The sequence below is a fragment of the Leptospira borgpetersenii serovar Javanica genome (assembly GCF_003046425.1).
Taxonomy (GTDB): Bacteria; Spirochaetota; Leptospiria; order Leptospirales; family Leptospiraceae; genus Leptospira; species Leptospira borgpetersenii.
The window spans coordinates 1-25718 of sequence record NZ_QAJG01000031.1; the positions used below are offsets into that span (position 1 = coordinate 1).

At 43.2% G+C, this 25718-nt stretch carries 7 protein-coding genes and 2 pseudogenes; 5 read left to right on the top strand and 4 right to left on the bottom strand.

All coding sequences use genetic code 11. The features are described 5' to 3' along the window. Window positions 1-442: 442 nt before the first annotated feature. Complete coding sequence (locus CLV95_RS16640) at window positions 443-2359, bottom strand: DUF1561 domain-containing protein (protein WP_002733283.1); 1917 nt, start codon at window positions 2357-2359, stop codon at window positions 443-445. A 1529-nt stretch (window positions 2360-3888) separates the two neighbouring features. On the opposite strand from CLV95_RS16640, the gene CLV95_RS16655 reads away from it, so the two are divergent. Beyond that, the gene (locus CLV95_RS16655; RefSeq protein WP_026054840.1) at window positions 3889-5193 is read left to right on the top strand and encodes a UvrD-helicase domain-containing protein; all 1305 of its coding nucleotides are present in this window, start codon (window positions 3889-3891) and stop codon (window positions 5191-5193) included. Window positions 5194-5212: 19 nt separating this feature from the next. On the opposite strand, the pseudogene CLV95_RS16660 reads toward CLV95_RS16655, so the two are convergent. The 3 genes and pseudogenes from CLV95_RS16660 to CLV95_RS16670 form a co-directional block, all read right to left on the bottom strand. Further along, window positions 5213-5459, bottom strand: a pseudogene (locus tag CLV95_RS16660) (IS982 family transposase); the annotation flags it as partial. A gap of 157 nt (window positions 5460-5616) precedes the next feature. Next, window positions 5617-5730 (bottom strand): annotated as a pseudogene (locus tag CLV95_RS20140) (IS982 family transposase); the annotation flags it as partial. 204 nt (window positions 5731-5934) lie between these two features. Continuing rightward, entirely contained in the window at window positions 5935-7494 is a 1560-nt protein-coding gene (locus CLV95_RS16670) for an SDR family NAD(P)-dependent oxidoreductase (protein WP_002733193.1), read from the bottom strand. A 763-nt stretch (window positions 7495-8257) separates the two neighbouring features. Between CLV95_RS16670 and CLV95_RS16685 the strand changes: the two genes are divergently transcribed. The 4 genes from CLV95_RS16685 to CLV95_RS19520 all read left to right on the top strand — a co-directional run bounded on the left by CLV95_RS16685 (window position 8258) and on the right by CLV95_RS19520 (window position 25705). Continuing rightward, window positions 8258-9448: an adenylate/guanylate cyclase domain-containing protein gene (locus CLV95_RS16685; RefSeq protein ID WP_002725404.1), complete on the top strand. Its 1191-nt coding sequence runs from the start codon at window positions 8258-8260 to the stop codon at window positions 9446-9448. A gap of 211 nt (window positions 9449-9659) precedes the next feature. Continuing rightward, window positions 9660-10610, top strand: a complete 951-nt coding sequence (locus CLV95_RS16690; RefSeq protein WP_002733214.1) for an Rpn family recombination-promoting nuclease/putative transposase — start codon at window positions 9660-9662, stop codon at window positions 10608-10610. 657 nt (window positions 10611-11267) lie between these two features. After that, entirely contained in the window at window positions 11268-12029 is a 762-nt protein-coding gene (locus CLV95_RS16700) for a hypothetical protein (RefSeq protein WP_002733187.1), read from the top strand. Next, entirely contained in the window at window positions 12023-25705 is a 13683-nt protein-coding gene (locus CLV95_RS19520) for a hypothetical protein (RefSeq protein WP_243406619.1), read from the top strand. The genes CLV95_RS16700 and CLV95_RS19520 overlap by 7 nt, the downstream gene beginning before the upstream one ends. Window positions 25706-25718: the final 13 nt, after the last annotated feature.

Sequence of the window (25718 nt, forward strand, 5' to 3'; positions counted from 1 at the left end):
AAAATCAGGGTGGGGCGTAAGTTTCACAGAGGATTTGTAGTAATTCCGACAGATTTATCTTCAGATCCAAGTATTTGTGGGTAAGGTTATGTTAGAGAGCGAGCCGCTGAGTTCAAGCAATGAACCAGTTTTCGATTCTTTTCGGAGATCGATTGAAATTAGATTCATTTTAAAATATGTCATTTACACAGTTTTGCTGATACCCTCCGACTAATTAGATTCTTTTTAGAGAACGTCATTTACACTCAATTACCGATACTGCCATTGGTGCTGATAATTCAACTGCTCATCTTCATCTCTACATAATAGAGTGCCCAAAATTCTGCGTCTAAACGCGGGATTTATGCTCAAATTAACGGTATTCTATTATAGGATCAGTAATGGATGCTAAGTAATACGATTTCGATACTTAACATCCATTGTAGTTTTTAAACTAGGTCACTTACTGCAATATGCACCTGCCTCCTGAACACTGATTCACTAACGAGCTGATTGGAAATCTTCCGGAACCTCTTCTGTCGTCTCCTTCTCCAGTGCAATCCCTGGTAGAAACCATGAGATCAAAAGCATTTTCGTAAGCTCCCACCGGCTGTATCGTTGTAAATGTTAGCATAGTCCTGCCTGGTCCTTCCAGATTAGCAAGTATCTCGTCCGGATTCGTTCTAGATATTAAAGATGACCTGTAGTCGTTAAACGATGTCGTAGGTGTGTTTGTTCTAATTACCACTAACCCTTGAGATGTCCTCAGAATTGGAACGGCGTGTCCTGAAATAGTTCCGTCCGTACGTTGTCTCCTCATTAACACCAACCAAATACTTCCAGTAGGGGAATTTATCATTGATCTAATATGAGATAACATCTCGGACCGGATGGTGATCGGAGGAGAGCTTTCCCATTCGTACTGAGGCATCATAATCGCAGTAGATGCGTATGCCAGAACTCTGCCTCTGTTAGCGTATGTCGCAGGCACGTTTGTCAGTAACCTGTACAATTCCCGATAACGTCGACTGAACGAGATAAAAGGGTCCCTATCAATAGCCGTATCGAAGAAGTAGCCTCCACTCTGAAGAGGTCTTTGAGAATGATACTCATGGAGTTCTGCTAACATTTGAAAGCTATGAAGTAGGCAAGTACCGCATACCCCGGCTTGCTGGGGTCTGTAACCAGGCCTAGCAGATTCATATGTGGCTGATCTTGCTATATCGTAAAGTCTCCTAATCCAATCATCAGTTAATTCAAAGTCGGATGGTAGGTTTCTTTTTACTCTTTTATATGTATGGTTTTTCTTATTGCCTGCCGGACAATACTGTTCCGTATTTCCAAGATTACCGGTTGTGTAACGTACCCAATTCAATAAATCTTTATCAACAATAAATAGAGACGTAGGACTATGGGTGGTATCTGCTTGCAAATAAGAGGGTCTAACTGTATAAGCAACACCCCAATTCGGTCCGGCCTTGGTAACTCTAAGTATATTGCCTTGATAATCTGTGATCATCCCTCCTTCCGCTGTCTCAAAATATACGTTCCAATAAGCGGAATTTTCCTTACTACTGACGGGTGCATCACTACAAGGTGCCCACTGAACCCAATTCCAATTATATTTACCTACCTTGGAATACATACAAGAGAGAAGTCCATTCTCAGGATCGTATTGAGCAAGATGTCCATTTTCAGGATTGTAGTAGATAGGTGTGGTATTTCTATTTGAACCTCCTGAACGAATAAAATAGCGACCGGCTATATTATTCCAAAGTCCATCGCCCCAATTTGAATCCCAAGCTATGGAAGTCTCAACACTGACGTTTCCAGGAGTAGCCACTGTCTTGACCCAATCATTCATCGTAGTGTCTAAGGTATGGTTGTAGTTATCCGAAGAGGTTCTTGAAATATAGGCAAGCCAATGCACATCCTTCAACTGATAACGCCCATCCGCAGTCCAAAATGCGTTATTTTTTACTATCCATCGTTGCCCAGGATCATTGATAGTGCAAGGTCTAAGATTCACGTAATCCCAGTTTGTTTCTCCTTTAATTACTTTCTCCGGAGTGGTAATACATAGCCATGTGTTATTAATGTAATAAGAAATTCTTTGGAATACGTCGTATCTTGCTTTAAGAGTCTTATCTCCACACTGTTCAAGCCGTATATAACTTTCATTACGGCCAAACATAGGAGAGTAGCAATAATTTTTCCCATTGTGCGCAACGATCTTGATCGGTTGATCATTTGGTTTATCGGTAGGCTTTTGAGCGACCGAACCTGGGATACCACTTGATGAAATAGAACTCCCTCCATAAGTAAAACTGACCCCGATTGAAATCAACAAAATTACCGTTAGAACTATCCAACGACCCATTCTTATCTCCTTTTTTAAAAATTAAGACGTAATGTTGCACCTAAGGATATGAGACAAACATACATTCCTCGCAAATTTTGTCAGAATCGATTTTGACAAGTCAGACTATCCGATTGAGCGGAAAACATAATACGTCATTTTAACATGCTGTCATTTTTTCTAGATAAAAGAAAAGATTTAATTATTTATTATATTCTAATAAAATTAAATATAAACATGTTGATATGAACACATTGTGGATCTATCATAAAATATCAAATAAAAATTAATTTTATATAAATATGATAATAAATTGTGGCTTTAGTGATATTTTATGTTCTGCGGCCGGTTACTCAAGTAAAGTGCCTGAAAAATGTTAATACGAAAACAAAAAAATAATTAAATGCGATTTTGCATAACTTAACTCTGAGGAAATATATAAAAGTAAACGAATGTATATTTGAGTATTATAAAGTACTGCTTATGTATCAATCTAAGGATTTTTTTAAAATGTCCGACTATCGCACCGCTTTTAATTATAATGTCACGCGCCATGCCTTAAAATGGACATTTTGATTCAAATTTTGTTTTGCACGACTTTATTGCAGTCTTAAAGTTTTCTATAGTTTTAAAAACGTCTGGATCTGCGTATTTGGATTTAGAATCGTTGACGATTGGATACACGTTATCCGGAACGTTGTCTGACTTACTGCGCGTCCCTAAATCCCGTCGAGCGCCAATAGAAGCGAGACGGTTTTGGTTTCTTCGAGCGATCCTTAGATTCGTATGATTCTTAAGAACTTGTCCCAAAACTTCGGATGTAGGAGACTTCTACGGGAGTGTTCCAACAATAGGTCCATTTGAAAACCGATAAACTGTCCAAGGAACATGATCTGCGGGAATTGCCACGCTCTATTACGAACTTATGAAATGATTGTGCTGATTTCTTTTCAGGTTTTGGGACAAGTTTTAAATATAAGGCAGTCCGGGTATGATATTCTTGATTCGACAGAGTCAAGAAGGCCGGATTTAGGAAACAAAAGCATCTCGCTCCCTACCATAACCAATCCCACAATTACTTGGATCTGAAGAAATCCGTCGGAACTCCGACAATCCTCCGTGCAACCGGCTCAGCCACACCTGCAGAGCGACCCGTAGGAAGCGATGCATTGAGTTCTTCAGAGCGGCCCTAGGAGGTAACACACTTTAGTTTCTTTGGGTGGAGAAATGAAAGTCGTATTGTTCCCTAGGGGTAGCAAAGTGAGGAGGCGGGAAGACTCGGGAGATTTTTCTTTATCATAAAATCATACTTTTTGCAGGTAAAAAGCCTCATTCTTGTCGGAACATTTGAAAAATGTGTTTTTTGATTCTTACTATTTCAACTCAATTTGTGAGTGCTCTGTCGACCGCTTTTTAGATACAATTCCTCTTTTCGGTTTCAAAGAAAAGTTCTTACTCTCGTTTTCTAAGCCGATTAAAAACATCAAAAAAATTGAATGTTCTCTCTTCTAAATTTGGAATCCGGAACCGTATTTGTAAGAGGAGAAAAAATGAAAAAGGAAGTTCAATACAGCCCGGCTCAAAAAGCCGTGATCGAAGAGAAGGCAAGATTCGTACAAGTTGTAGCTGCGGCGGGTTCCGGGAAAACGAGCACGATGGTAGGGATCATTGAACGGACTATGGTTGAAAACCTATTGCCCGAGGAATCTATCTTAGTTTTAACGTTTTCGAGAAAAGCAGCCGAAGAAATTTCGGATAGGATTCAAAAGTCCACCAAGAAAAACTCCATACGAGTCCAGACGTTTCACGCGTATTGTTTGTATGTAATAGGCCGTTGGCATCCTAGATTTATGGTGCAGAAACCGAAGATCCTTCCGTTGGAAGATAAAGTTCAATTCTATCGCGAATTCTTAAAAAGAAAACGAAACGAAATCGGAGGGATTCTCTACGAACTTTTTTGGGCGGAGAATGTCACCTATATCCGCGAGAATTTTGCCGAACTCAAAAAGAATCTCGAATTCGCTTATCAAAAATACAAAAAGGAAAACGGCTTTTTAGACTTTGACGATCTCGTAGGAATATTTTTGGACGGTCTTCGAAACGAGGAAGAATGGACTCATGAATCCAGAAATATACTTCGAAAAATCATTGTAGATGAATTTCAAGATACGGATTTGGAACAACTCGAGTTTCTTCAGTTGTTATCTCGGAACGCGTCAATTGTCGTTGTAGGAGACGACAGCCAAGCGATTTATGGTTTTCGGGGAACCGCTCCCGGGGCGTTTTTAAGTTTTCAAAAACTTTTCCAACCTTGCAAACTTCATTTCTTAAATACAAATTATCGGTCCTTACCGGAGATCATTCAAACGTCTTCGATTCCGATCCAAAAAAATCGGGAAAAAATCGAAAAAGAGGTTTGTCCTTCGCGTCAAGGGAAAGCTTGTGTTGGTAAAATCCTCATGGAGGAAGTCGTCGATCTGATTCCGTTTTTAATTCGAGCGATTCCTTCGTCCGAAACGGACTTGAAAATCTTATGTCGATCGAATTTTAGAATTAGCGAATATGTCAGAGTCGGAATTCCGAAAGACTACCTTATGACGATTCATTCTAGTAAAGGTTTGGAATTTCATACCGTTTTTGTGGACGTCGCAGACGGCTGGAATGTGAGACCCGATTCTTCTTTGGAAACGATCGAAGAGGAAAGAAGGATTCTTTACGTCGGTTTATCGAGGGCAAGAGATCGTTTGTTGATCTTGGGGGCGGCTAAAAATTCGAGAAGGGAAACGATTGAAAACGAGTTCTTCCGTTATTTTAAAGGTTTGAAAAAGATGGAACCCGAAGATTTATCAAAGTAGATAACGCGATTTCGATATAACAAATGCGAAGGGGATCGATGTGGTTGGGTGAAATTCCGGAACATTTTTCTAAACAAGAGTTTGATAGAAACGAATCTATGACGGTTAACGTATTAGGCATCGGTTCGACAAAACGATTGTAATTTACAGCTTTTGGAAATTCGGATTTCAGATTCTTTTTTATTTCTATCAAATAATAATTTTTAAATTCTCTATAATGAGAAAGATGAAAATAAATTGCAAGTTGCTACTTTACTCAGGCTAAGAACCCGTTTCAAAACCTTAGAATGTAGGAGCTATTACAATCTTAAACGACGGGAGAAAACCTTCAATACGACGGTTTCTGTGGGAACTCTCACGTTTTTTAAAAACTTGCCGGATCGTTGAGAGATATTCTTCTTCAGGTTTTGAGACCAGCTCTAGCTGAAATTTACGGTTTCTTTTGCGAACAACGGGACGAAAGTATTTTCCGTTCCAGTTTATTTTTTGTTGTCTACAACAATCGTCTATTGCACAAAATATCGATGTTAGATCTATATTTTACCCCTTTTTGCTGAAAGTTTGGTTCAATAGAGTTGTTGAAAAATTCCATGATTCAGATTAATAAAATCGCTTCGAACGTCCATTTCAATGCAGCAGAAGGATAAAGAATTAATTTTTCAACAACTCTAATATGTGATCTGGCGTTTTTCAGTACAAGATTTTTCTCTTTTTTCCTCCAACCACCGAACTCACGTTACTTTACCAATCGATCGGAAAGTAATCTTTTAAAAATTTACCGCACCAATGTTTTCCGGTAAGAATTCCGTCAAAGAACGGATCGCAGACTCTCGCCGCACCGTCGACGATATCCAACGGAGGTTGGAAGTCGTGAAGATCCCGTTTTTTTTGGGACAATTCGATCGGATCTTCGTCGGTTACCCAGCCCGTGTCGACGGCGTTCATATAAATCCCGTCTTTTGCAAAATCACTCGCGGAAGTGTGCGTAAGCATGTTTAATGCGGCTTTCGCCATATTGGTATGAGGATGTCTGTCCTCTTTTTTGAAACGATGAAATTTCCCTTCCATCGCGGAAACGTTTACGATATGTTTTTGTCCCGTGTTTTTTCTTCGCATAACGGAAACAAGGCGATTGCAAAGAACGAAGGGGGCGATTGCGTTTACAAGTTGGACTTCCAGCATCTCCGAGGTCTGAATTTCGCCTAATTTAAGTCTCCAACTGTTCGTTTTTCTAAGATCGATCTGTTGGAGATCTGCATCTGTATGACCTTCGGGAAAAACCGTCTCCAATTCGAAGGAATTATCGTGGGAATATGGGATTTGAGAAAGTTGTGCCGAGGAACGGATTCCCACTCCGGGTATTTTTCCGTTCCAACTTACCGGGAGTGCAGATTCGTCGGCAAGATTCATTTCTCCGAAAGATTCAAGTTTTTGTTTGCAATCTCTATGCAGTTTTAGAAGTTGTCCCGCTTCTTTTTGTATATCATGAAAATCTAATGATTCGAATTTCATCAGATGAGCGTAGAATCCGGGAGGTCTACGAACCGTCTGTGCTGCGTTGTTGATAAGAATGTCCAAACGATCCACGGTTTGTTCTATGTAACTCGCAAAAAGTTCCACACTCGGAGTATGTCTTAGGTCCAAACCGAAAATCTGCAGGCGATCAGACCATGTGGAAAAATCGCGCTCTTTAGAAAATCGTAATGCGGCATCGACTGGAAAACGAGTGGTCGCGATCACGGTCGCACCGGCCCTTAAAAGCATTAGGGTCGCTTGATAACCGATCTTCAGTCTAGAACCTGTGATCAATGCGACTTGCCCGTGTAAAGACGCGGTTTGAAATCTTTTCTTATAATTCAGCTCTCCACATTCGAAACACATGGCGTCGTAGAAGAAATGAAGTCGAGTATATTCCTTTTTGCAAATGTAACAATTGCGAGGCGAAAAAAGTTCCGGTGCGTTCTCGCTTTTCCAGATGTCGGTTCGATCCATGATTTGTAGAGGCGCCTTAAATACCGGGGCCGTTCGCGCGGTTCGAATTCCAGTCGCCGCCCTCGCTTCTCTTTCCTGAGCGACGATCTTTTTTCTTCTGGAATGTTTGACCGTTTTGTTTCGAATCCGAATTTCGTTCCGATCAGGTCGGGAAATCCTACCCGCAACGGTCATCAATGCGATTCGTTCTTTTTCGGGAATAGACGTTAGCAGTTCGGGATTTTCCGTTAATGATTCAAGAAGCCGGATACATTCTTGAATTTCATGAATGGCCGGTTTATTTTTGCCGTTTGTTTGAGAATCGCTCATACTGATACGCCTGTTTTTTGAGGAGAGTTCTCTTTCCGACTATACCTCAAAAAACAAACTCTTGAGCAACTCTATTTCCTAACTACTGCATATTGTATTCGATTGTTTCTAGTCCGGAGTCGGGCCTAGAGAGGACTTTTACATCTCTGCAAAAAATGTCCGTTAATTTCGGGTACCATCCTCTTGTGTCCAAGCAGTAAAGTGGAGTTTCAAAACTACTCTTGCTAGGGTTGGAGAGTCTCGACGATTTTTTCCTGAAAGGGTTTTTGTTTCTTCACAAACAGGCTTAAAACAAACGGGTCAAAAGTAAAAAGAAGGATTAGAACTATAATTCGGATAACGATGTCCATGAAACCAACAAGAACGGAAATATCCTAAGGAACGATCGATAGAAGATGAGATTTGTAATCGTAAAAGAATAGGAGTTTGCTTATATTGTTTTGGAATTGTTCCGAGAACGAACCGTTGATTGTGAAACCATGACAAAGATTTTTGAATATGAAAACTATTCTCTTTACATTTTGTGTGATTCTTTTTTTGATCGAAAATACAATTTAAACAAAGTGCAAATAACGGGTCGTTTTCCGAATGGAAAGATTCAATGCCAGCGTCTTTTTCGAAATTCCGATTCCTACAGAGGTGGATATTGTGGATTTTAAAGCTAATTCCTATTTAGGGAGGAATTTTAGACATTTACCATGTGGTTCTTTGGATAAAATCGAAATCAAAAGGTCAATCGTCTAAATCAAAAATATAAAACCGTATGAACAATCTGAAACAAAACATAACGTTTGCAGACGATGAAGGAATGAAAAATATCCTGAATTGGTTAACTAGTCCGGAATCCAGAGCCCTGGAAGCAAAGGAACTGATAGAGACGCTGAATCGAAATATTATAGAGGCGGGAGTTCCGGTTTGGAGATTCTTTACGAGTATCCCCACTATGCATCCCGAAGTGATGGTGCGTTCTCTCATCTGGACGAGAGGAGAGGAGACACAAGTGTTATTCATTCCGCATGAGGGACTCAAACAACAACAATACAAGGACAGTCCTATCTATCTCATCCGGGAAGAACAAAAGGATTTCATTCGTTGCAAACTGACCGGTCCGGACGCGGATCTTTCATACCCGATTTGTGTCGATTTGTACGAAAAGGGCGGAACGGATTATTGTATTTTCGCTTCCGTATTCGGAATAAACGTTCGAAGCGCTATGTCCTGGAGTACAGATGCTCCCGGAGGGTTTTCGGACCGGCAAATCGAATTTCTGAATTCGATTCGAAACGTTCTCTGTTTACGTTTGGACTTGGAATCCAGAAAATTCGCCATTAACGAACTCTTAGAAGTATATCTGGGTTCTAATGCATCCAAAAGAGTTTTGTCGGGAGAATTTAGAAGAGGGACCGGGGAAACGATGTACGCCGCGATTCTTTGCGCGGATTTAAGGGACTTTTCCTATTTGAGCGAAAACAATTCCCCGAAAAAAATCGTGGAAATTTTAGACAATTACTTCGAACTTACCGCGCAGCCGATTCAAGAAGAAAAAGGGGAAATTTTAAAATTTATCGGAGATGCAATTCTTGCCGTTTTTCCCGCGGAAGCCGACCCGAATCAAGCCTGTTTAGCGGCTTTGAATGCTGCTCAGAAAATTAAGAATTCCGTAATACGATGGAATACGGAACATCCGGATTCCCAAATTCATCTGGGCATGGCTCTGAATGTGGGAGACGTAGTTTACGGAAATGTGGGCGCAAAAGACAGACTCGATTTTACCGTGATCGGAAACGCAGTCAATCAGGCCTTTCGGGTAGAGTCTTTGTGTAAGGATTTAGGAAAGAATATCCTTACCACCGAAGAATTTACGATCAAAGCCGGAAAAGAAAATTTCGAATTTGTAGGGGCAAAACGTCTTAAAGGAATTAGCGGAGAAAGGAATATTTATTCTCCTAAGTAAAATGAGACTAACCACTGACATCTAAAAAAGCTCCCAGTTTTTTAGAACTAAGATTTTTAAACCTTGATCGAAGAAACAAAGAATCGATATTAAAATCCAAAAACGAAACAAGACATTCCCCGTTTCTGTCCTCTGTCTAGAACGAGCGAAGCGAGTTCGTCAGTCTTCTGAATGGAATTGACCGAGCAAAACGATATCCCAAAGATAACGGATGAGCGAAGTGAACAACCCTCACGATCGACTGATCCGAGAAACCTTTCAGGACAAAAAAGAGGCGGCTACTTTTTTTAAAAACACGTTACCGCCGGAAGTGGTCCAACTACTCGACTTGGAAAACTTGGAATTGACCGAATCGAGTTTTGTATCCGAGGAACTAAAACAAGAGCAAACAGATCTGTTGTTTCAAATCCCACTCCAGTCCGGAAACAAGTCGAATGTCTATTTACTTTTCGAACACAAAAGTTATTTAGAAAACACCGTCTATATTCAATTATTAGGATATTTAACGGAAATTTATCGAAACCAACAAAGAAACGGAGAGCCACTTTCCGTAGTCATTCCGTTCGTGTTCTATCACGGAGAAAAGGAATGGAAATTGGGAGATCGATTTTCGGATCAGTTCGTATTAACAAAACAAGAAACGAACGTGTTTCAGGATTTCATTCCCGATTTTAAAATAGATTTATTCGATTTGAAAGAGGTGGAACTGAAGAAGAAGTTGGAAAGTATCACGTTTCAAGTCACTCTGGGAGTGGTTCAAAAAATCCGGGAAGGGGATTTGGAATTCGTTTCTCACTTACCGGGGTTATTTTCCCTATTACTTGGAATCGAGGAAGAATCGAAAAGGGTTGCAATCCTGCGGAAACTGTTGTTGTATATTTATTGGGCCCGTGATTTAAAACCTACGGAACTCAAAAGAGTTTTGGCAATATCAAAATTGGAACAATACGAGGAGTTAACGATGACTACAGCGGAGAGACTCATTTCAGAAGGCATACAACAAGGTATCGAGCAAGGTATTGAGAAAGGTATTGAAAAGGGTATTGAGAAAGGTAAATTGGAAGATGCCGGTAAAATGCTAAAGAAGGGGATTGATCTAAAGACCGTTTTAGAAATTACAGGATTCTCCGAAAAAACCCTGAAAGAAAATGGAATTCTCTAACGTGGCATTGTCAGCAGGTGGTGCCAACGGTTTTGTGTAAATGACGTTTCTCAAAACCAATCGAAATTCACTCGACCCCAGAAAATGATGGAAAACTGATTCATTGTTTTCCTCCAATTTTAAATCGACATGATCCATAACGCTGTAAACTCAATACGCTCTTGAACAAGCCGTTTTTCTTTACAACAATGTTCAGTTAACTTCATCGGCATTTAGCCCTTTTTATTCCTCATTTCGTTCATCCGCAGTTTGATTTCTGTAAACTTAATTTTAGGACTTTACACGTTTGGCTTTCGCTTCCCTACGTTGTAATCGCTTTCGCATTTGTTACACTGAACTCATGTTTGTTAAATTCTCGCAGTAGTCCTCCGAAAAAACGGCCATTCCGACGTAATTGGCGGCTTGATTCTTTTTAGCTGCCATAAACTTTTGCCCATTTTCTCTTAAATAGGAAGGACACCGGTCAAAAAGAAAACTCAAGTTACGTTGCTCCCGATATGGGTCGCCAACATGGTAAGGTTTCCTAAGTAGGTCACCTAACGCCTAAAAAAACATCGCTACGGAACAAAAATTTCTTGAATTGTGAAGTATATTTCCTCATATATCACCGCGGGGCAAAAGATGCGGTTACAAACGAAAGAATTCCGGATATTAGTTTTGATTTTAGCCCTTGTATTGATCATTCCTTTTATTTTCTTTTTTGATTCCAAACCCAAGGAGTCCCTTTCGTTTAGGGCGGAATCTCGGGTCATTCGTGCGAACTTCGAGTTTGAAAAAAACGTTCCCTCGATTTTCTTAGATGGGAACGAAGTTTCCGTTTGGAATACGGAAGAACCGAGTCGAAGCGGTGATTCTGTTTTGAATCGGGGAGTTCACACAAGTAAATTAGAAGATTTGAATCTAGAGTTTTTGAATTCGAGCGTATTGGATTCAAAGTCCCTACCGAAAGAGGGATTTCCACTTAGAAAAACTTCGGAGAAAAAAGAGAAGTTCTTCGCAGAGATTTCGGATAGGATCCTGGATCCTCTGGACCCCGTTTTTGTATATTTGTCGGAAGATAAGTTTTTAACACTTCAATTTGATTTTTTTCTAAATGTGACTTTGAGCTCCGCGCAGCAATTGAATCAACTTTTGACACCGCCCGTTGCATTTTCAAACATTCGCAAAATGGAGAATGACCTGTTCGGTTCGAACTTGTTCGATTTGGCCGTTATTCTTGGCGGCGAGGGGAATCGCAAACTCAAGTCCTACCAGTCTTTTGTTTCGTTATTTCGAATGAACCGAATCGATTTTAATTTCACTTTGGTAAATCTAAAACGATTGGAACGATCTTTGGTATCTTTTAAGTTTCACCGCTATTTCGCATTACTCTTTTCTTTTCCCCCGAATTCACCCGAAGGACAAAACGAATCATGTTAAACACCGACCCGTCATCCCGCACTTCTCAATCCCCAAAGTCCGCTTCTTTTCTGAATTCCTTTCGAGAGAAATTATTCACTCCAAAAAAAACTGTATTAGAAATCGATCTCGATTCATCCGTTTGTGAGGAATTCCCGCAAAAGGAAGAAGGGTCGAAATCCGATTCGAATTTTTCTTCTCATACATTTAGAAAACGGAATGAACTAACGGCAAGTTCCATTCTGTTTTTACGACTTGAGTCTCTGGCCCAAAAACTCAAACGACAAACCACGGAAACAGAACGATTGGTTCGAATGGATTTGCGTTTGGAGATGAGGAATTTGAAAGAGAAGGACTCAAGGGGAACGATCGTAAATAAAATTCCACAAAAAAATTGCGAGAACTCTTCGTTCCAATTCGGTTCGGATTCGAAGGTGTTCCCAGATCAAAGAATCCGTCAAAAGATCGGAAGAAAAACCGAAACGACGAACTTCCGAGCGCAAGACGGAAGAGACAATCATCCTCGTGACAAAAGAAGGGTGGAAAAAAGACCTTCGATATGGGAGACGATGACACTTTTGGACGGATTGGAATTGCTGCGAGGCAGAATTCATGTGTCGTATAACGTGTCAGAGGGCGAAGGACTGAAAACGGACGAACTTCGCTTCACGTCGAAAAGATGGACGAAGATAGTGGCTCTTCCTCTGATATTTGTATTTTTGTTCGAGTTTGCGTTTTTGCCCGTTTTTGAATCGGAAAGTTTATTTGCGGATCCTTTCGATCAGAATTTCGAGAACAAAAATAAAGCAAAGGGAAGACTGGAATCGTATTACAACGCAGCGGAAAAAACTTCGGATGTTTTGGAATGGCAGTCGATTATCGAAAGCGGGAAACGAATTCTAAAGGCTCAGTGGGAAGCGAATGCGAGTCTTGAGATCGAAAAGGAACTGAAAGGTTTTTCGGGAACGTCTTCCGCAAAAGAAGAATTTAGGATTCAACTGGAAAATCAAAAACAAACGATCGCGGTCGATTGGGAAGCGGAACTTTCGGAGGAAATTTTAGAAAAGAGAGGAGCTTGGAAGGCGAACTTCAACAAACAGAATTTCGAATCGTATTTTACGGTTGATAAAAAGAAAGAAATTCGCGAGGCGCTTGAGAATTTAGTGAAGGCGGCGGACGCCGCTAAAAACGCAGCCACAGGAGACGGAACCGCTCGTTTGGCGGCCTGGGACGGTGCGATCAATTCGGGGATTGCGGGAGTCCGCGCTCTTTGGGAAAACAATATCGTTTCGATCAAAAACGGCATATTGACTTCTTCGACTTCGACCGCTCTTACCGGGGTGGAAAAGGTGGAATTCGAGAAGAAGTTAGACGAAATCGAATCCTATTACAAAAACTACTTTCACTTGGAAGAAAACGGAGTTAAACTTCCCGCAAGACAAGGTCTCATTCAGTCGCTCAACCGGGATATGGATATAGCGATCGCTCAGGAAGAAGATCCGACCCGACTTACCGAATTACTCATCGAAAAAACAAAACAACAATTGGATCCCGCAACGGGCCAGCTTTTGAATTCTTTGGACGATCTAGGAACGATCCCTACGAGCTACGACGACGTTTCGGGTTCGAACGCGCAGGAAAAAATCCTACAGGCTTTACAGGATGGCCAGGCTCTTTGGGATCAAGCGATTGAAAGGTTGGTCGTGAAGAAACTGGAATACGACCGAGTCGCGGAGGACAAACGGGTTCGCAACGAAGACAAATGGTCTAAGGCATACTATGTTCTTTTGGATGCGAAAGCGAAGTGGAACGAGGAAATCAACAAACAGATCGAAGAGGGATTAAAAAAATGGGACGAGTCCGAGGTTAGACTCAAAGAGAACAAACAAAAAGCATTACAAGAATTGAATCAATACCTTTCGATCAGTCAGGAACAATACGTCTCCCACTTAAACGGCCTGCAGGGAACGATTCTTTCCAGCGCGGATACGATCGGCTCGATCGTATCAAACATCGCCTGGTACCAGGATCAGATCGACAAAGAGAACAGAAAGTCCTCTCCGAATACGGGTCTCATCGGTACGTATCAACAGGAAATCAACAAATGGACCACTCTTAGAAATCAGTTCCGTCAATACGTGGCTGCGGTTCAGAACAAAATCCACGACGAGGATATACTCGGAAACAACGGAGGTTCCGGGGTTTTGGACGACAACGGAAATTCTTCGGATCCGTATCTCTACAGCTCGGCCGAATTTGAATACCGCCTCGCAAAAGCGGAACTTGACGAACTTGAAAAGAAAAAAAACAGGGCACAGGCGGTCTGGGACTACGCGGAAGCAAATGTAAACGTGACCGATATGCCCGCTCTTCAAACGGAACTAAACGCCGCTAAAACCGCTTACGAAACGCAACAATCCGCATATTTGGCCCTTCTTCAACAATTGAACGGCACAAGTCCCGTCGGGGGAGGCACGCAAGGAACGGATTCGAATTCGAGCAGCGGTTCCGGAAGCTCGACTCCACCGGCTAACACCTCTTTGTCGGAGCTGGAAGCCGCTAAAAAATTAGCGGAGGAAAAAAGTATCGCTCTGACTACGGCTCAGGCGGAGCTAGAGCTGGCTCGAAAACGTTTCGACCAGGCGAAACAACTTCAAATTTTAGTAATGAACTCTTCTCCCGAGTTTTTGGGGGACATCGGTTCCGTGAATATGGGGACATACGATCCGAATGCGCCTAACGGAGGCATCAAATACGAAATCTACCAGGCGGATCTTCAGATTGCGGAAGCGAGGGAAAAACTCAAAGACAACGAAAAGGTGTATTTTTCCAAAAACTACGATCAAGCGAACGCAAAGCGCACGGAGGATTTTTTCGGCGATCTTTGGAATCGGATTCAATCTTTCGAATCGAGTAAGGAAAAACTCAAACTATTAGAAGACGCGGTTTCCAATCCCGGTCAGACTCTCGTCCAAAAAGTGAATTCGCTTTTGAATCCCGCAAATTTAGTTTTGATTTCGGTTTTCGGAAACCAGGGCGCAGCCCAAGTGAAATCCCAGTTGCAGGGACTTGTGGACGCCCTTTCTAAAACCGTAAAAGACAACGAAAACGGAAACGTGGAAAAACAAAAACTCCCTTTTGCAGTGGAAAAATTCTCTTCGAGTTTAGATCCGATCCTCACCCATTCCGACGGATTGCTCTCTCAGTTTGACAATACGGATAAGGGCAACTTGAGCGAGTTTACGACCCGTATGGGAAACATTTCCTCTTTCTTAAATTCGTTTGCGACAAACTACAACTTCAATCCCGGTTATTTAGAGATCGGGGACTTCAACGTTTGGAACACCGCTCTTTCGAATTCTTTATCTAAGTGGAACGAAAACGTAACCGCGTTTCAAACCGCCAAGACGGATTTTTCGGCCGCACTTTCGGCTTACAAAGCGTATGCGACCTCCCACGTCGGAAGCGAGGACAGCCTCGAATACCAATCGGAAGTCCAAAAAGTTACGGCCGCTTTCGGTATATACCGGGAAAAAACTTCTTCCCTGGAAGAATACTGGGACGACCTTTCCACTCGGACCGGACACTTAAGATTAGAGGCCTTGGATCGGCTTCAAAAAGCGAAGACGATGGTGGACATGTCCACTTTGGATTTGGCTACCAGAAAAACTCTCAAAGCGCAAATCGATTCTTTCAAATCCACCTTTAGTAAAAAAGATTCTTCCGGAAACGATCTGCCCGACGACGTTAGCGTTCTTTTGACCGGTACCGATTCCAAGTTTTTATCGGTGGCCGATTCTTTTTCGACCTATTCTTCCCGGTATTCGTATTACAGAAATACGATCGATGAAAGAAGCGCGATCTTGGGTGGAATGAGCGGTATTTTGATCCAGGCTTTGGAAGGCCAAAGGGCGTCGGTCACCGCACAGAAGGCCCAACTCGGGTTTTTGTTGGACGAAGATGCCGGGATCGAGGAACTTCAAGACACGGTAAACGGAGTGGAAGAAACCGCCAAAACGGAGGCCGCGAAGCTCGACGCGAGAGTGGCTGAAATTCTTTTGTCGAAGTTAGGAAATTTAGGTTCGGATTCTTCTACGAGAAAATTTGATCCTATCTATTTAGGACTCACGAACGAAATCAATTCTCTCTATTCTAATTTTTCCGGTTCTTCGGATGAGATACTTGAGATCCGCGCGAGAAAAATCGCCCTGGACTACATTAAGAACACAGGTCAATCTTTGACCCGGGTTTTTGCAGACGATGGCGAATATGCAAAATTTCAAATAGACTTGAATCGGATGAAGGATCGTTCCCAGGCCACTCTTTCCTTTTACGAAGACGATCACGGTTACTTGAACGAAGCCGACAGGATTTCTCTCAGGATGTCCGAGGACGAAAACGACCGAAGAAAGGTGAGTGAATATTTCAGTTTCGGAAGTACCTTTCTTTTCGGGAACGCAGTGATGCAAGGGACTTCCGCTTGGTTGAACTTGGCGGGAGGAATGAAGAGTTTTTCGGAAGCGGTGAAATCAGGTACGATTTTAAGCGGACTTAGAGACGACTACTTTTCCGATCAGGAGCAGGAAGCGAACGGTCTTTTCGGGGAGTTGATCGAGGCCGCAGGGATCGGTAGTTATTCCTCGGTTGATTTTTACAAGGATTCGATCCGTAGTCAAGCGGGTGTGGATCAGTTGGATACTGCTAAAATCAATCAGAAAAAAGCGGAACTGGCGGCTTTGATTGCGGGGATGTCGGATCCACAGGTTCAGTTGTCTCAACTGATTCAGTCCGGGAATTTAACTTCGGTGTTCGGGTTACTGACGGGAACGGGCGTCAAACAGGACTTAGTCGCTTGGCAGAAGGAGATAGACGACGCTAAGATATTGTTTCAGAATTTGGACGGAAATATCCAAGCTCCGATGACGAACCTTGCGTCTCAATTCGATTCTCTTCTGAATTTTTTCAACACTCCCGCCTTTGCCCAAATGCAATCGTATGCCGACAGTGTGTTGAATTCCGTGGAGGCTCTGAAGAGTTTGGAGGATTCGAATCTTCCGATTTACGATCCGGTAGACGACATAGACGGTAATTCTCCGTATGAAAAAGCCCCGGACCAGGACGGAGATCCGGTCGGTTCCGCCAATTGGACTCCTACATACAGGGACGTGAACGGGAAACTTCCTTGGCAGTCCGGATACGACTCCGCACACTTAAAAATTTCGATCTCCTGGACTCCCACATACAGGGACGCAAACGGGAAGGTTCCGGGTCAATCTGGTTACAATGCAAATAACTTAAAAATATTAGGATATACAAAACCGCTCGAGAATTTGGATACGGAAGATCTGAAAACGATGAGGGATTCTTTAAAGTCCATACTTGCGGATTGGAACGGAGTCAAATCGGACGCACAAACCAAACTGAACGTTTACAAAACGAGCGTGAACGAACTTCTGGCCTTTAGGACTTTACACCCGATCGATTTTGCGGACGCGGAAGGCGGCAAGTATCTGACTTTGGTCGAGAAAGTCAGGACGGACGGACTGGCGTTAACCGGCGTTCATTCGGATACGATCGCGTACTTGAACGGAGTTTCTTTGAAGTTTCAGGATTTAAAATCGGAACAGGAATTTTTGACTCGAACGGCCAAACAGATTTTAGGTCTGCCTGTGAACAAAATCCTAGTGCCCGCAAAGGCGGTGCAGTTCACTTTTCCCCCCGTGGAACCGCTGGAACTTCCTCTTACTAGCGCGTTACGATTTGATATTACGAGTGCAAATCCCGGAAATTATTTCACTGTGGCTTCTTCTCAGAGAGATATCGTACAGCAGATTGCATTATTAGAATATTCAAAATACAAGGAAATCGGACCGTTTAGCGATTACGGAACAAACGGGGTTTCGTTCTTTTTGGGAAATTTGGGGAATGCGAACAATCAACTGCGGGTATCCGCTCAAGCATTTGCGCAAAACGCAGACGTGTGGACGAGTTCTCTTCAAAACAAGAATGTTCCCTTGAATGGACTTGCGAACAGATTGGATTCCTTAAACGACCGGATCGTTTATTATACCGCGGGTTCCGGCCCGAACCAGATCGGTCAGAACGATCTGATCCAGGTCGTCTCAAATTTGAGAACTTTCCTTCTTCAAAAAAGTTTGGACGGAGTGGAGTTTAATCCCGCTTTAAAGGCTATGGTGGAAGCGGCGGGTGCGTTTACGGACGAAATGGAGAATATCCAGTATCTGCAATCGTATCCGAGTACGGACAAAAACACGGCAAAAGCCAATTTAACGGCGGTGCAGGAAGCGCAAAAAACTCTCACTGAAATTTCCCAATTGGCGGTAGAGCTGGGTTCTTTTTTAAGTTCGGGCGCCGTGTATTCCAACTTGGGTATGGTTCAGGCTCTATTAGAAAAGTATGATATTTTAAAGAATAAGCCTATGGACCAGGCAAAGTTCGAAACTCAGTTTAAATCCACATTGGGGAACGCATACTGGCAGGGAGCTTTTGAAGTTTACCGGGACAAACTGTCCGAGGCGGAGGCTTTTTTTTCCTCGCAGACTCAGGAAAAAATCGACCGACTGAGAGAGAACAGTTGGGAGGCGTTTAAACGGAATTTAGCGAACGCGTATTTGTCGCAACGCGTCGGAAATCCGATCTTGTCCGAATTTTTAACGGAACTCAAAGCGGGTAAGTTCAGCGTCCTTGGTCAAAATCAAGGTGTGGTGGAGATCGATTCCAAATTTTTGGGAAAGGCTATGACCGACTCCGAAATTTTGGAAGTAGGGGAATATCTGAAACCCTTCGACGATATGGCGATGATTCAAAGACAGGGTCTCGTTTCCGATTTGAACACTTTTTTGAAAGACTATGATCCGGATCTGAAAGAGGAGATGAAAACCTTTTCTCTTGTGAATCAATATTCTTTGATCAAAAACGCTATCGCACAAGGAAACGTTTATCCGGATCGGGAACTTCCGCCCGAGTTGAAGAACTTTACGCTTATTAGTACATTTGAATATTATCTTTCCAACACGAAAGAGGAAATTACGGTAACGGAAGGCGGACAGTCCGTTAAAAAGACGATCAAAAAATACGATCCATCCAGCGCGGATTCCAGAAGAGCGGCGATGAGCGATTTTTTACTGAAACTTGGTCCCGTTCACAAAAAGGACACAAACGGGACACTCGTTTTAGATCCGGATAGGCAGGCACAGATCGAGGCTTTGACGAACGAGTATTTGGCGAACTACGGTAGTAAAAATCCGTCCAGCTATTTGGATTCTCAAATATTAAAGGACTTCGAGGCTAGAGCCGCTTATTACAAAGAAAAAGAACTTAGGATTTCCCAAAATGCGAACCTTCCTGCGGATCAGAAAAAAGAAGAGCTGAGTTACGACGATCTGGAAGCTCTTACGACTTGGCTTGTGGAAGCGAAATTTGATCCGAGTACACAAACAGCAATTACAGAAACAGCCCGGATGGATTTTCTATTGTCGCATTATTACGGCGAGGATACGGAGGATTTGAGCGCCGAGGACCTGCAAAAAAATCCGGAGCTTGCCGCATTTTACGGCGAAGGCGGTAAGGGATATTTTTCGGAGATGGACGCACTTTTTTCAAGCCAAGGCAAAACGGTCCTAACGACCGAAGAGAAGGATCGGTTTAGACTTTTGAGCAGCGGTGTGACGGACGCTTGGGGGCTTTGGCAGTATGATCCTTCGAGCCTTATCCAGAGACAAGTCGCTTTACAAAACTTCGGTTACGAGAACGATTACGAGGACTTAGTCGAGTCCCTAAATTTGGAAGCGAAACGACTGAAAATCGAATTAACAAAAGCGAACCAAAATATCCGAAAGGAGAAATACGTAAACGATTACAGAAACGGACTCATCCATTTTGACAGTTATCTTTCGTATTTAGGAGTACCCACGGACGATATCGCCACGGACGTAACCACAAACGAAACTTTGGCGATCCAGGGAAGATTGAGAGAGCTTGAGATTAACGCAGAACAAAAATTAGGCGGTCTGTTCAACTTACTGGAAAATCACAAAAGTGCGGTGTTCGACCAGACTCCTTTGGAAGACGCAGTTCCGGGGGATACGATTCAAACCAAAGCCGACCTGAATCCGGGCCTTAGAACCGCGGCGAAGGTGATGAGTTCCGCATATACTTTAAGCGACGGCGTCCTTCCAAAAGATGCGAACGGTAATTATTCTTTTGACGGGGACTTTACCAATTTGAAAGGAAGACTAGACCAGGCCTTGAACGTAGTCAGTGCGGGCTCGGTGGACTACGACAAATATGCCGGAGCGATTACGAACCAAAGCGGGCTTATCTCCACTCTCAAAAATACGATAGAGACTGCGGGACAGAGTTATGTACTTTTAAAAGCACAACTTGCGAGCGGAGTAAATCCTGCGGCGGAGCTGACGGCAGCGACGAACGCGTTTAACGCAGCCAATGCGAGTATAGAAGGGCCGACCGGACTTAAAAAACAATACGAAGACGCTCAAGCTTTGGTGACACAAAAACAAAACGAATACATCGCCAAGGAAACCCAGGTAAGCAACGCCTACAACTCGATGCTTGATGCGCAGGATACGTTTAACGAAAAAGCGGCCCTCTACGACTATGCAACGTTATTGGAATATTCCAAACATAACGTATATCAGGCGGAAAACGACAACTCACCCGAAGCGGAGAACGATCTACCCGCGGGTTATATCGACACACCCAAGAAGATGGCGGAAGCGAGATACAAAGCGGCCAAAGAAGAGTACGACGCCAAAGCCAAGGAAGTGGAACTTCTCCAGAAAAAAATGGCCTCTCAAATCGGAGTCGGTGATTTGGCTACCTACGTCCAGAACGAAAGGGCGGAAACCGAGAAGTGGGCGCTGCTTGCGGTCAAATACAATACTGCGGAATCTTTACTGAGACAAAAGGTGGCGGATTTAAAAAGACAAATCGGCGTTCAACAAGCCAACTTAGAAGGACAACTGGACAGGTTGTACGGAATTTCTCCGCCTAACAACAAACAGTCGGTTGGAATGATGGACACTCTCGAAGGATCTTTGGACTTCGGGGGTTCCAGATATTTAAAAACCGAACAATGGACGAGGGACAGAGACAGAATTGCCGAAGGGATTATCAGCGGCAGAATTACGACGATGGACGTAATGACTGCGTATCAATGGGATTACGGTCAGGGAATCACTTCCGATATGCAGCCTTACAACTTGGCAAACTTTTTAGGCAAATGGGGAGGCACACTGGGCAACGATAGCTTTCAGTCTCTTCCACAAAGAACGAATTCTCATATGAATTCAATTTTGTTTCCGGCGCCGGAGACAAGAGGATACCGGTACGGATCTGGAAGTTCGGGAGCCACGTATGAACAGGCGTACGGACAAGCGCTTGTGAACCAAACGATGGTGCAGGTGTTTTTCCTGAACCAATTGGATTTGGTATGTATGGGTTTTTGTATGCTCACGATGGCGTATGTGAACGAAATCAACACATACAATTCGAATCGTAGTCAAGTCAACGACGCGGTAAGCGCCATCGGCGCCCAAGGAGCCGCACTTAAGAACTTGTACGGCCAACTGCAAGAACTTACGGATGTGGACGATACCAACCAACTCTTAAGCATACTAGGAAGACCTGAGTTCGGATTAAATTCCCAAGACTTAGAAATGATCCAGAAAACAAACCCGGGAAGTAACAGTTTAAAAGATATCGTTTGGAAGGCGAATCCCACAACTCCCAATCCATTGTCGTTTAACGATTTGGTAGGTAGCGACGGGCTAAGACTGGCCGGGCAAAAAGCGATCCACGACCAGTACGGAAACTATGTAAGAAACGGAGAATATACGGCGGGAGGCACAACGGCCACCGCGGAAAAAACGGATCAATACGGGAGACAAACGGCGCTGATGGTGGGAGCGGATGAATTTTTAGACGCGATGGGAGTACTTGCCGAAGCGCAATACCAAGTAGCCAGAGACGCGTATTACACCAAGGCAGAAAACTATACCAAACAAATCGGAGTAGGAAACGAAGACAAGATCGCGGTGAAAGTGGATGCGAAAGTGGTCCTGCAAGAAAGAGAACAATTCACTTCGGACTTGCTAAAAAAAATCACTCGAACAACAAACGGAGAGACGATCGCATACAACGTGGAAACGAACATCTACCGAACGGTCCTCAACGATTACATGGGAGAAAGCGGAGTAGTCTCGCAAATTTTTAACGCGGAACTACAACAAAGAGCCCAAGAACAAAAACAACAGTGGAATTTAAAAGAACAGGAATTCTACGATTTAAAAAGCGATTGGATCCAGAACGTAAGCTATTTGAAACAAACGGGTACGAAGAGATGGGAAAACATGGTGCAGGAGTTCCAAGGGAAATGGAAAGACTGGCGAGCCGACTTTAAAGCCCAACACGAAGCGAACCAAAAGATCTATTTGGATCGAATCGAAAACACATTAGAAAAGAAAGAAGCTTGGACGACGAGCTTTTTACAAAAGAGCAGCGAACAAGCGGATGAGTTGACGATGAAAGAGATGTATGATTCGATTTCTGGAATTGTAACGTCGATGCAGGAGAATCTGCCGTCGGGAGTGAGTATGAACGTGAATGTAAACGAAATTCTCTCCAGTATCCTGAGTAAAAAACCGGGAAGTATATCAACAAGCCTCATCGATCGTGCGTCTTCGATTGATACCAATTTCTTTTTAAACGAAGTGAAGAAATACAACTTCAATGACATCGGCTTCAAAGAACAATTCAAAGGATTGTTAAACGAAACGAACAAACTGAGTCAAAACCTAATCATATTACAAACCCTGGAATCATTGAGGAGTTTACCGGAAGTGTTTGCAAAGACGATTCAAGAGCAGAACCAATCGGTAGAGGATCAACTGAACCAAACGATGGCGTATGGAGGCTTTGCAAGATTGGGAGGAGCGTATGTAAGGACGATCAAAACGGCGAGCGGAGGAGACGAGGTCCAAACGTTAGGCACATATCAGTATTACAATTACAATCCCCCGACTGTATTTCCGGAAGTCAAAGATTCGAACGGAAAGAACTGGGATCTTGGCAAACCGGAGCTTTTGATCGATCGTGACAATGTTCCGAGTGCGAATGACCTAACGGTGATGGTACGACTTGCGAAGAACAAGATGGGATCGGAGTTCAAAAAAGTATTTAATCCTGAGAAACGACACAACTACGAAGCGGAGAGAGGATTGTTTGATCCGAGCGAGGTAGAAGCTTCTTTCAACGACTATTTGGAAGGAGTGAGGAACGGCGACAGTGTATCTTGTATGGGGAAGTCAGCGGAACAATGCGCGCAGTCAGCGATGAATTCCGGATTTCTTGTAGGAGAAGTAGCGGACGGAAGTTTTGGAGAAGCGCAGTTTTCCCAATTTTATGTAATCCTCAAGACGAAGAAGGAAATGGACAAAAGAAAGGGTAAGATGGATGCAGCCCGGCACAGAAAGTCTGGAGGAATGGGAAGATTTTACAATCAGCTGGGAGCGATTGCAGAAGGGTCCGTGGAGTTAGCGAAAGGAATAGGAAATACAGTGATCTCCGGGGTGAAAGCGTATATGAAAGCCTACAGTGGAGATATGAAGGGCGCGAATAAAGATTTAAAAGAAGCGGGCAAACAAAGTGAAAGAGCGTTCCAAGGAGCGTTGTATGCAGTATCGGGAGCAGTGGACTTTGCACTGTTTGCAGCCGAGACTGTGACGGAACCGTTTGTAACTCTACTAACCCTCGGCATGGGAAACGAAACGATGAATGGTACGTTTGCGGAAGGGAACTACGAGTTAGCAAAGTTCAGAGATTCGAACAAAGCACAACGACATGTGAATGAGTTAGGAATGCGAACCGGAGCGGAGATGTATGCGAACGACGCTGTCCTAGACAAAGTAGTGACTACGACGTTAGCCGTAACTGGAATCGTGGGTGCGATCCTTTCTTTTACTCCGTTTGCTCCGATCGGAGCTGGCCTGATGGCAATCTCTGCAATTGGAACTACGGGTTGGAAATCGTTTCGAGGAGCGTATGAAGGCGGAGCAGCGGGTATGGCAGCGGGAGTGGTATCCGGAATAGCCAACTCGGCGTTAGACTACGCCACGGAAGGAGTAGTAGGAGTGAACCTGAGCTACAGCTATGCGAACGGATTTGGAGCGGGAGTGAGTATCGGTACGGACAACAAGACGCAGTTAGGCGGTAGTATCGGATTAAACTACAACGCAAAGAGCGGATCTTGGGGAGCGACAGCCGGTTTAAAAGTGGGCCTTGGTGGAACGGACAGTCAAGGTAACTATTCGAACTGGGTAGATGCTGGTGTCCATGTGAATAACATAGGTCGAGAGAGTCAATCGCAAGGAGTGAGCGCGAATATCCGAGGTCAATACAACGAAAAGAAAGGTCTGAACGGCAGCTTGGGTCTTAGCTACGACACCGCCTCGGGTTACGGTGCAACAATTGGTCTTACGTCTTCGTTCGGTCCTGTGAGTGTAACTCCTTCTTGGACGGTTTCGGAATACGGTGGTCTAAGCAGCGATGTTCAATACGGCTTTAACAAAAATCTTTTCAACAGGACGAATAACCCGGATCATTCCGCTGCGAATCGGAATTTGTTAAGCGACATCTTTGACGGTTTGAGCGGTTTGGTGAGCGGGGTCGGTCGTGGTGCACAGTCTGCTTGGGACGGTATGGCCGGTGCAGTGGGTGGTCTCAATGGTGAGAACCTCTCGAACGGCTGGAATGCGATCAAGAATGCGTTGTTTGGCGGTGGTGATGATCTTTTTGCGAGAACTGCTACGAATGGCAATATTTACAGGCAACCAGACGGATCGCTGACGGATAGCAATGGAAATCGATTTGTGTTGGATGGAAATGGAAATCTAATACCAGAAGATGAAAATCTTATTCTTGTGGGTAAAACTGGTAAGAAAAATGGTAAGTATGATTCAAACTCAAAAACAAGATATCTTGATCGTCAATCTAATATAGCGGGACAATTGGAAAACGAATCACAAGGATATATTAAACAAGCGTTAACTAAGTTTTTTGGGGAACTTTCTAATGAAGTAACGAATGCGGAATCAATCAAATATCAGAAGAAAATTTCGGATATGATTAAGAGTGGAGAATTTGATAAGGCAATTCTAAGTCCAATCGACGATTCTGAAGACTTTGATGGTCAGATGAGTGATCTAAATGAAGCTAAAAATCAAGTTAGAGATCAATATAATCAGCGGTATAACAATCTCAACTTACCGTTAGGAGACAAAGGTGCTTTTTCAGATATAACGAACTTTATTTATAATCTTTTGGGTAAGTCTTCCGGTAACAAAAGAGAGCTAACAATGAATGGACTTGAATCTGGTATGGAAACGAGTATGGATGCGAAAACTAGACGTGAGCGGCGAAAAGATTTAGAAACACTTGCAGCTTCTACGGCTGAAGGTGCTTTTAGTGGTGATATTGGAGCGGCTATGAAAAGCTATGATTGGAAGAATAAAGATGGTGCATGGATGAACGGTAGCGGTCAATGGGATCCTACAAATCAACAATCGAGAGCTCTTACGTCCCCGCTTTCAAATTATGAAAAACTCTTTGTATTACAAATGTATGTTTTACGAAAACAAGAGTTGAATAGAATGTATTAAACATTGGAGTAAT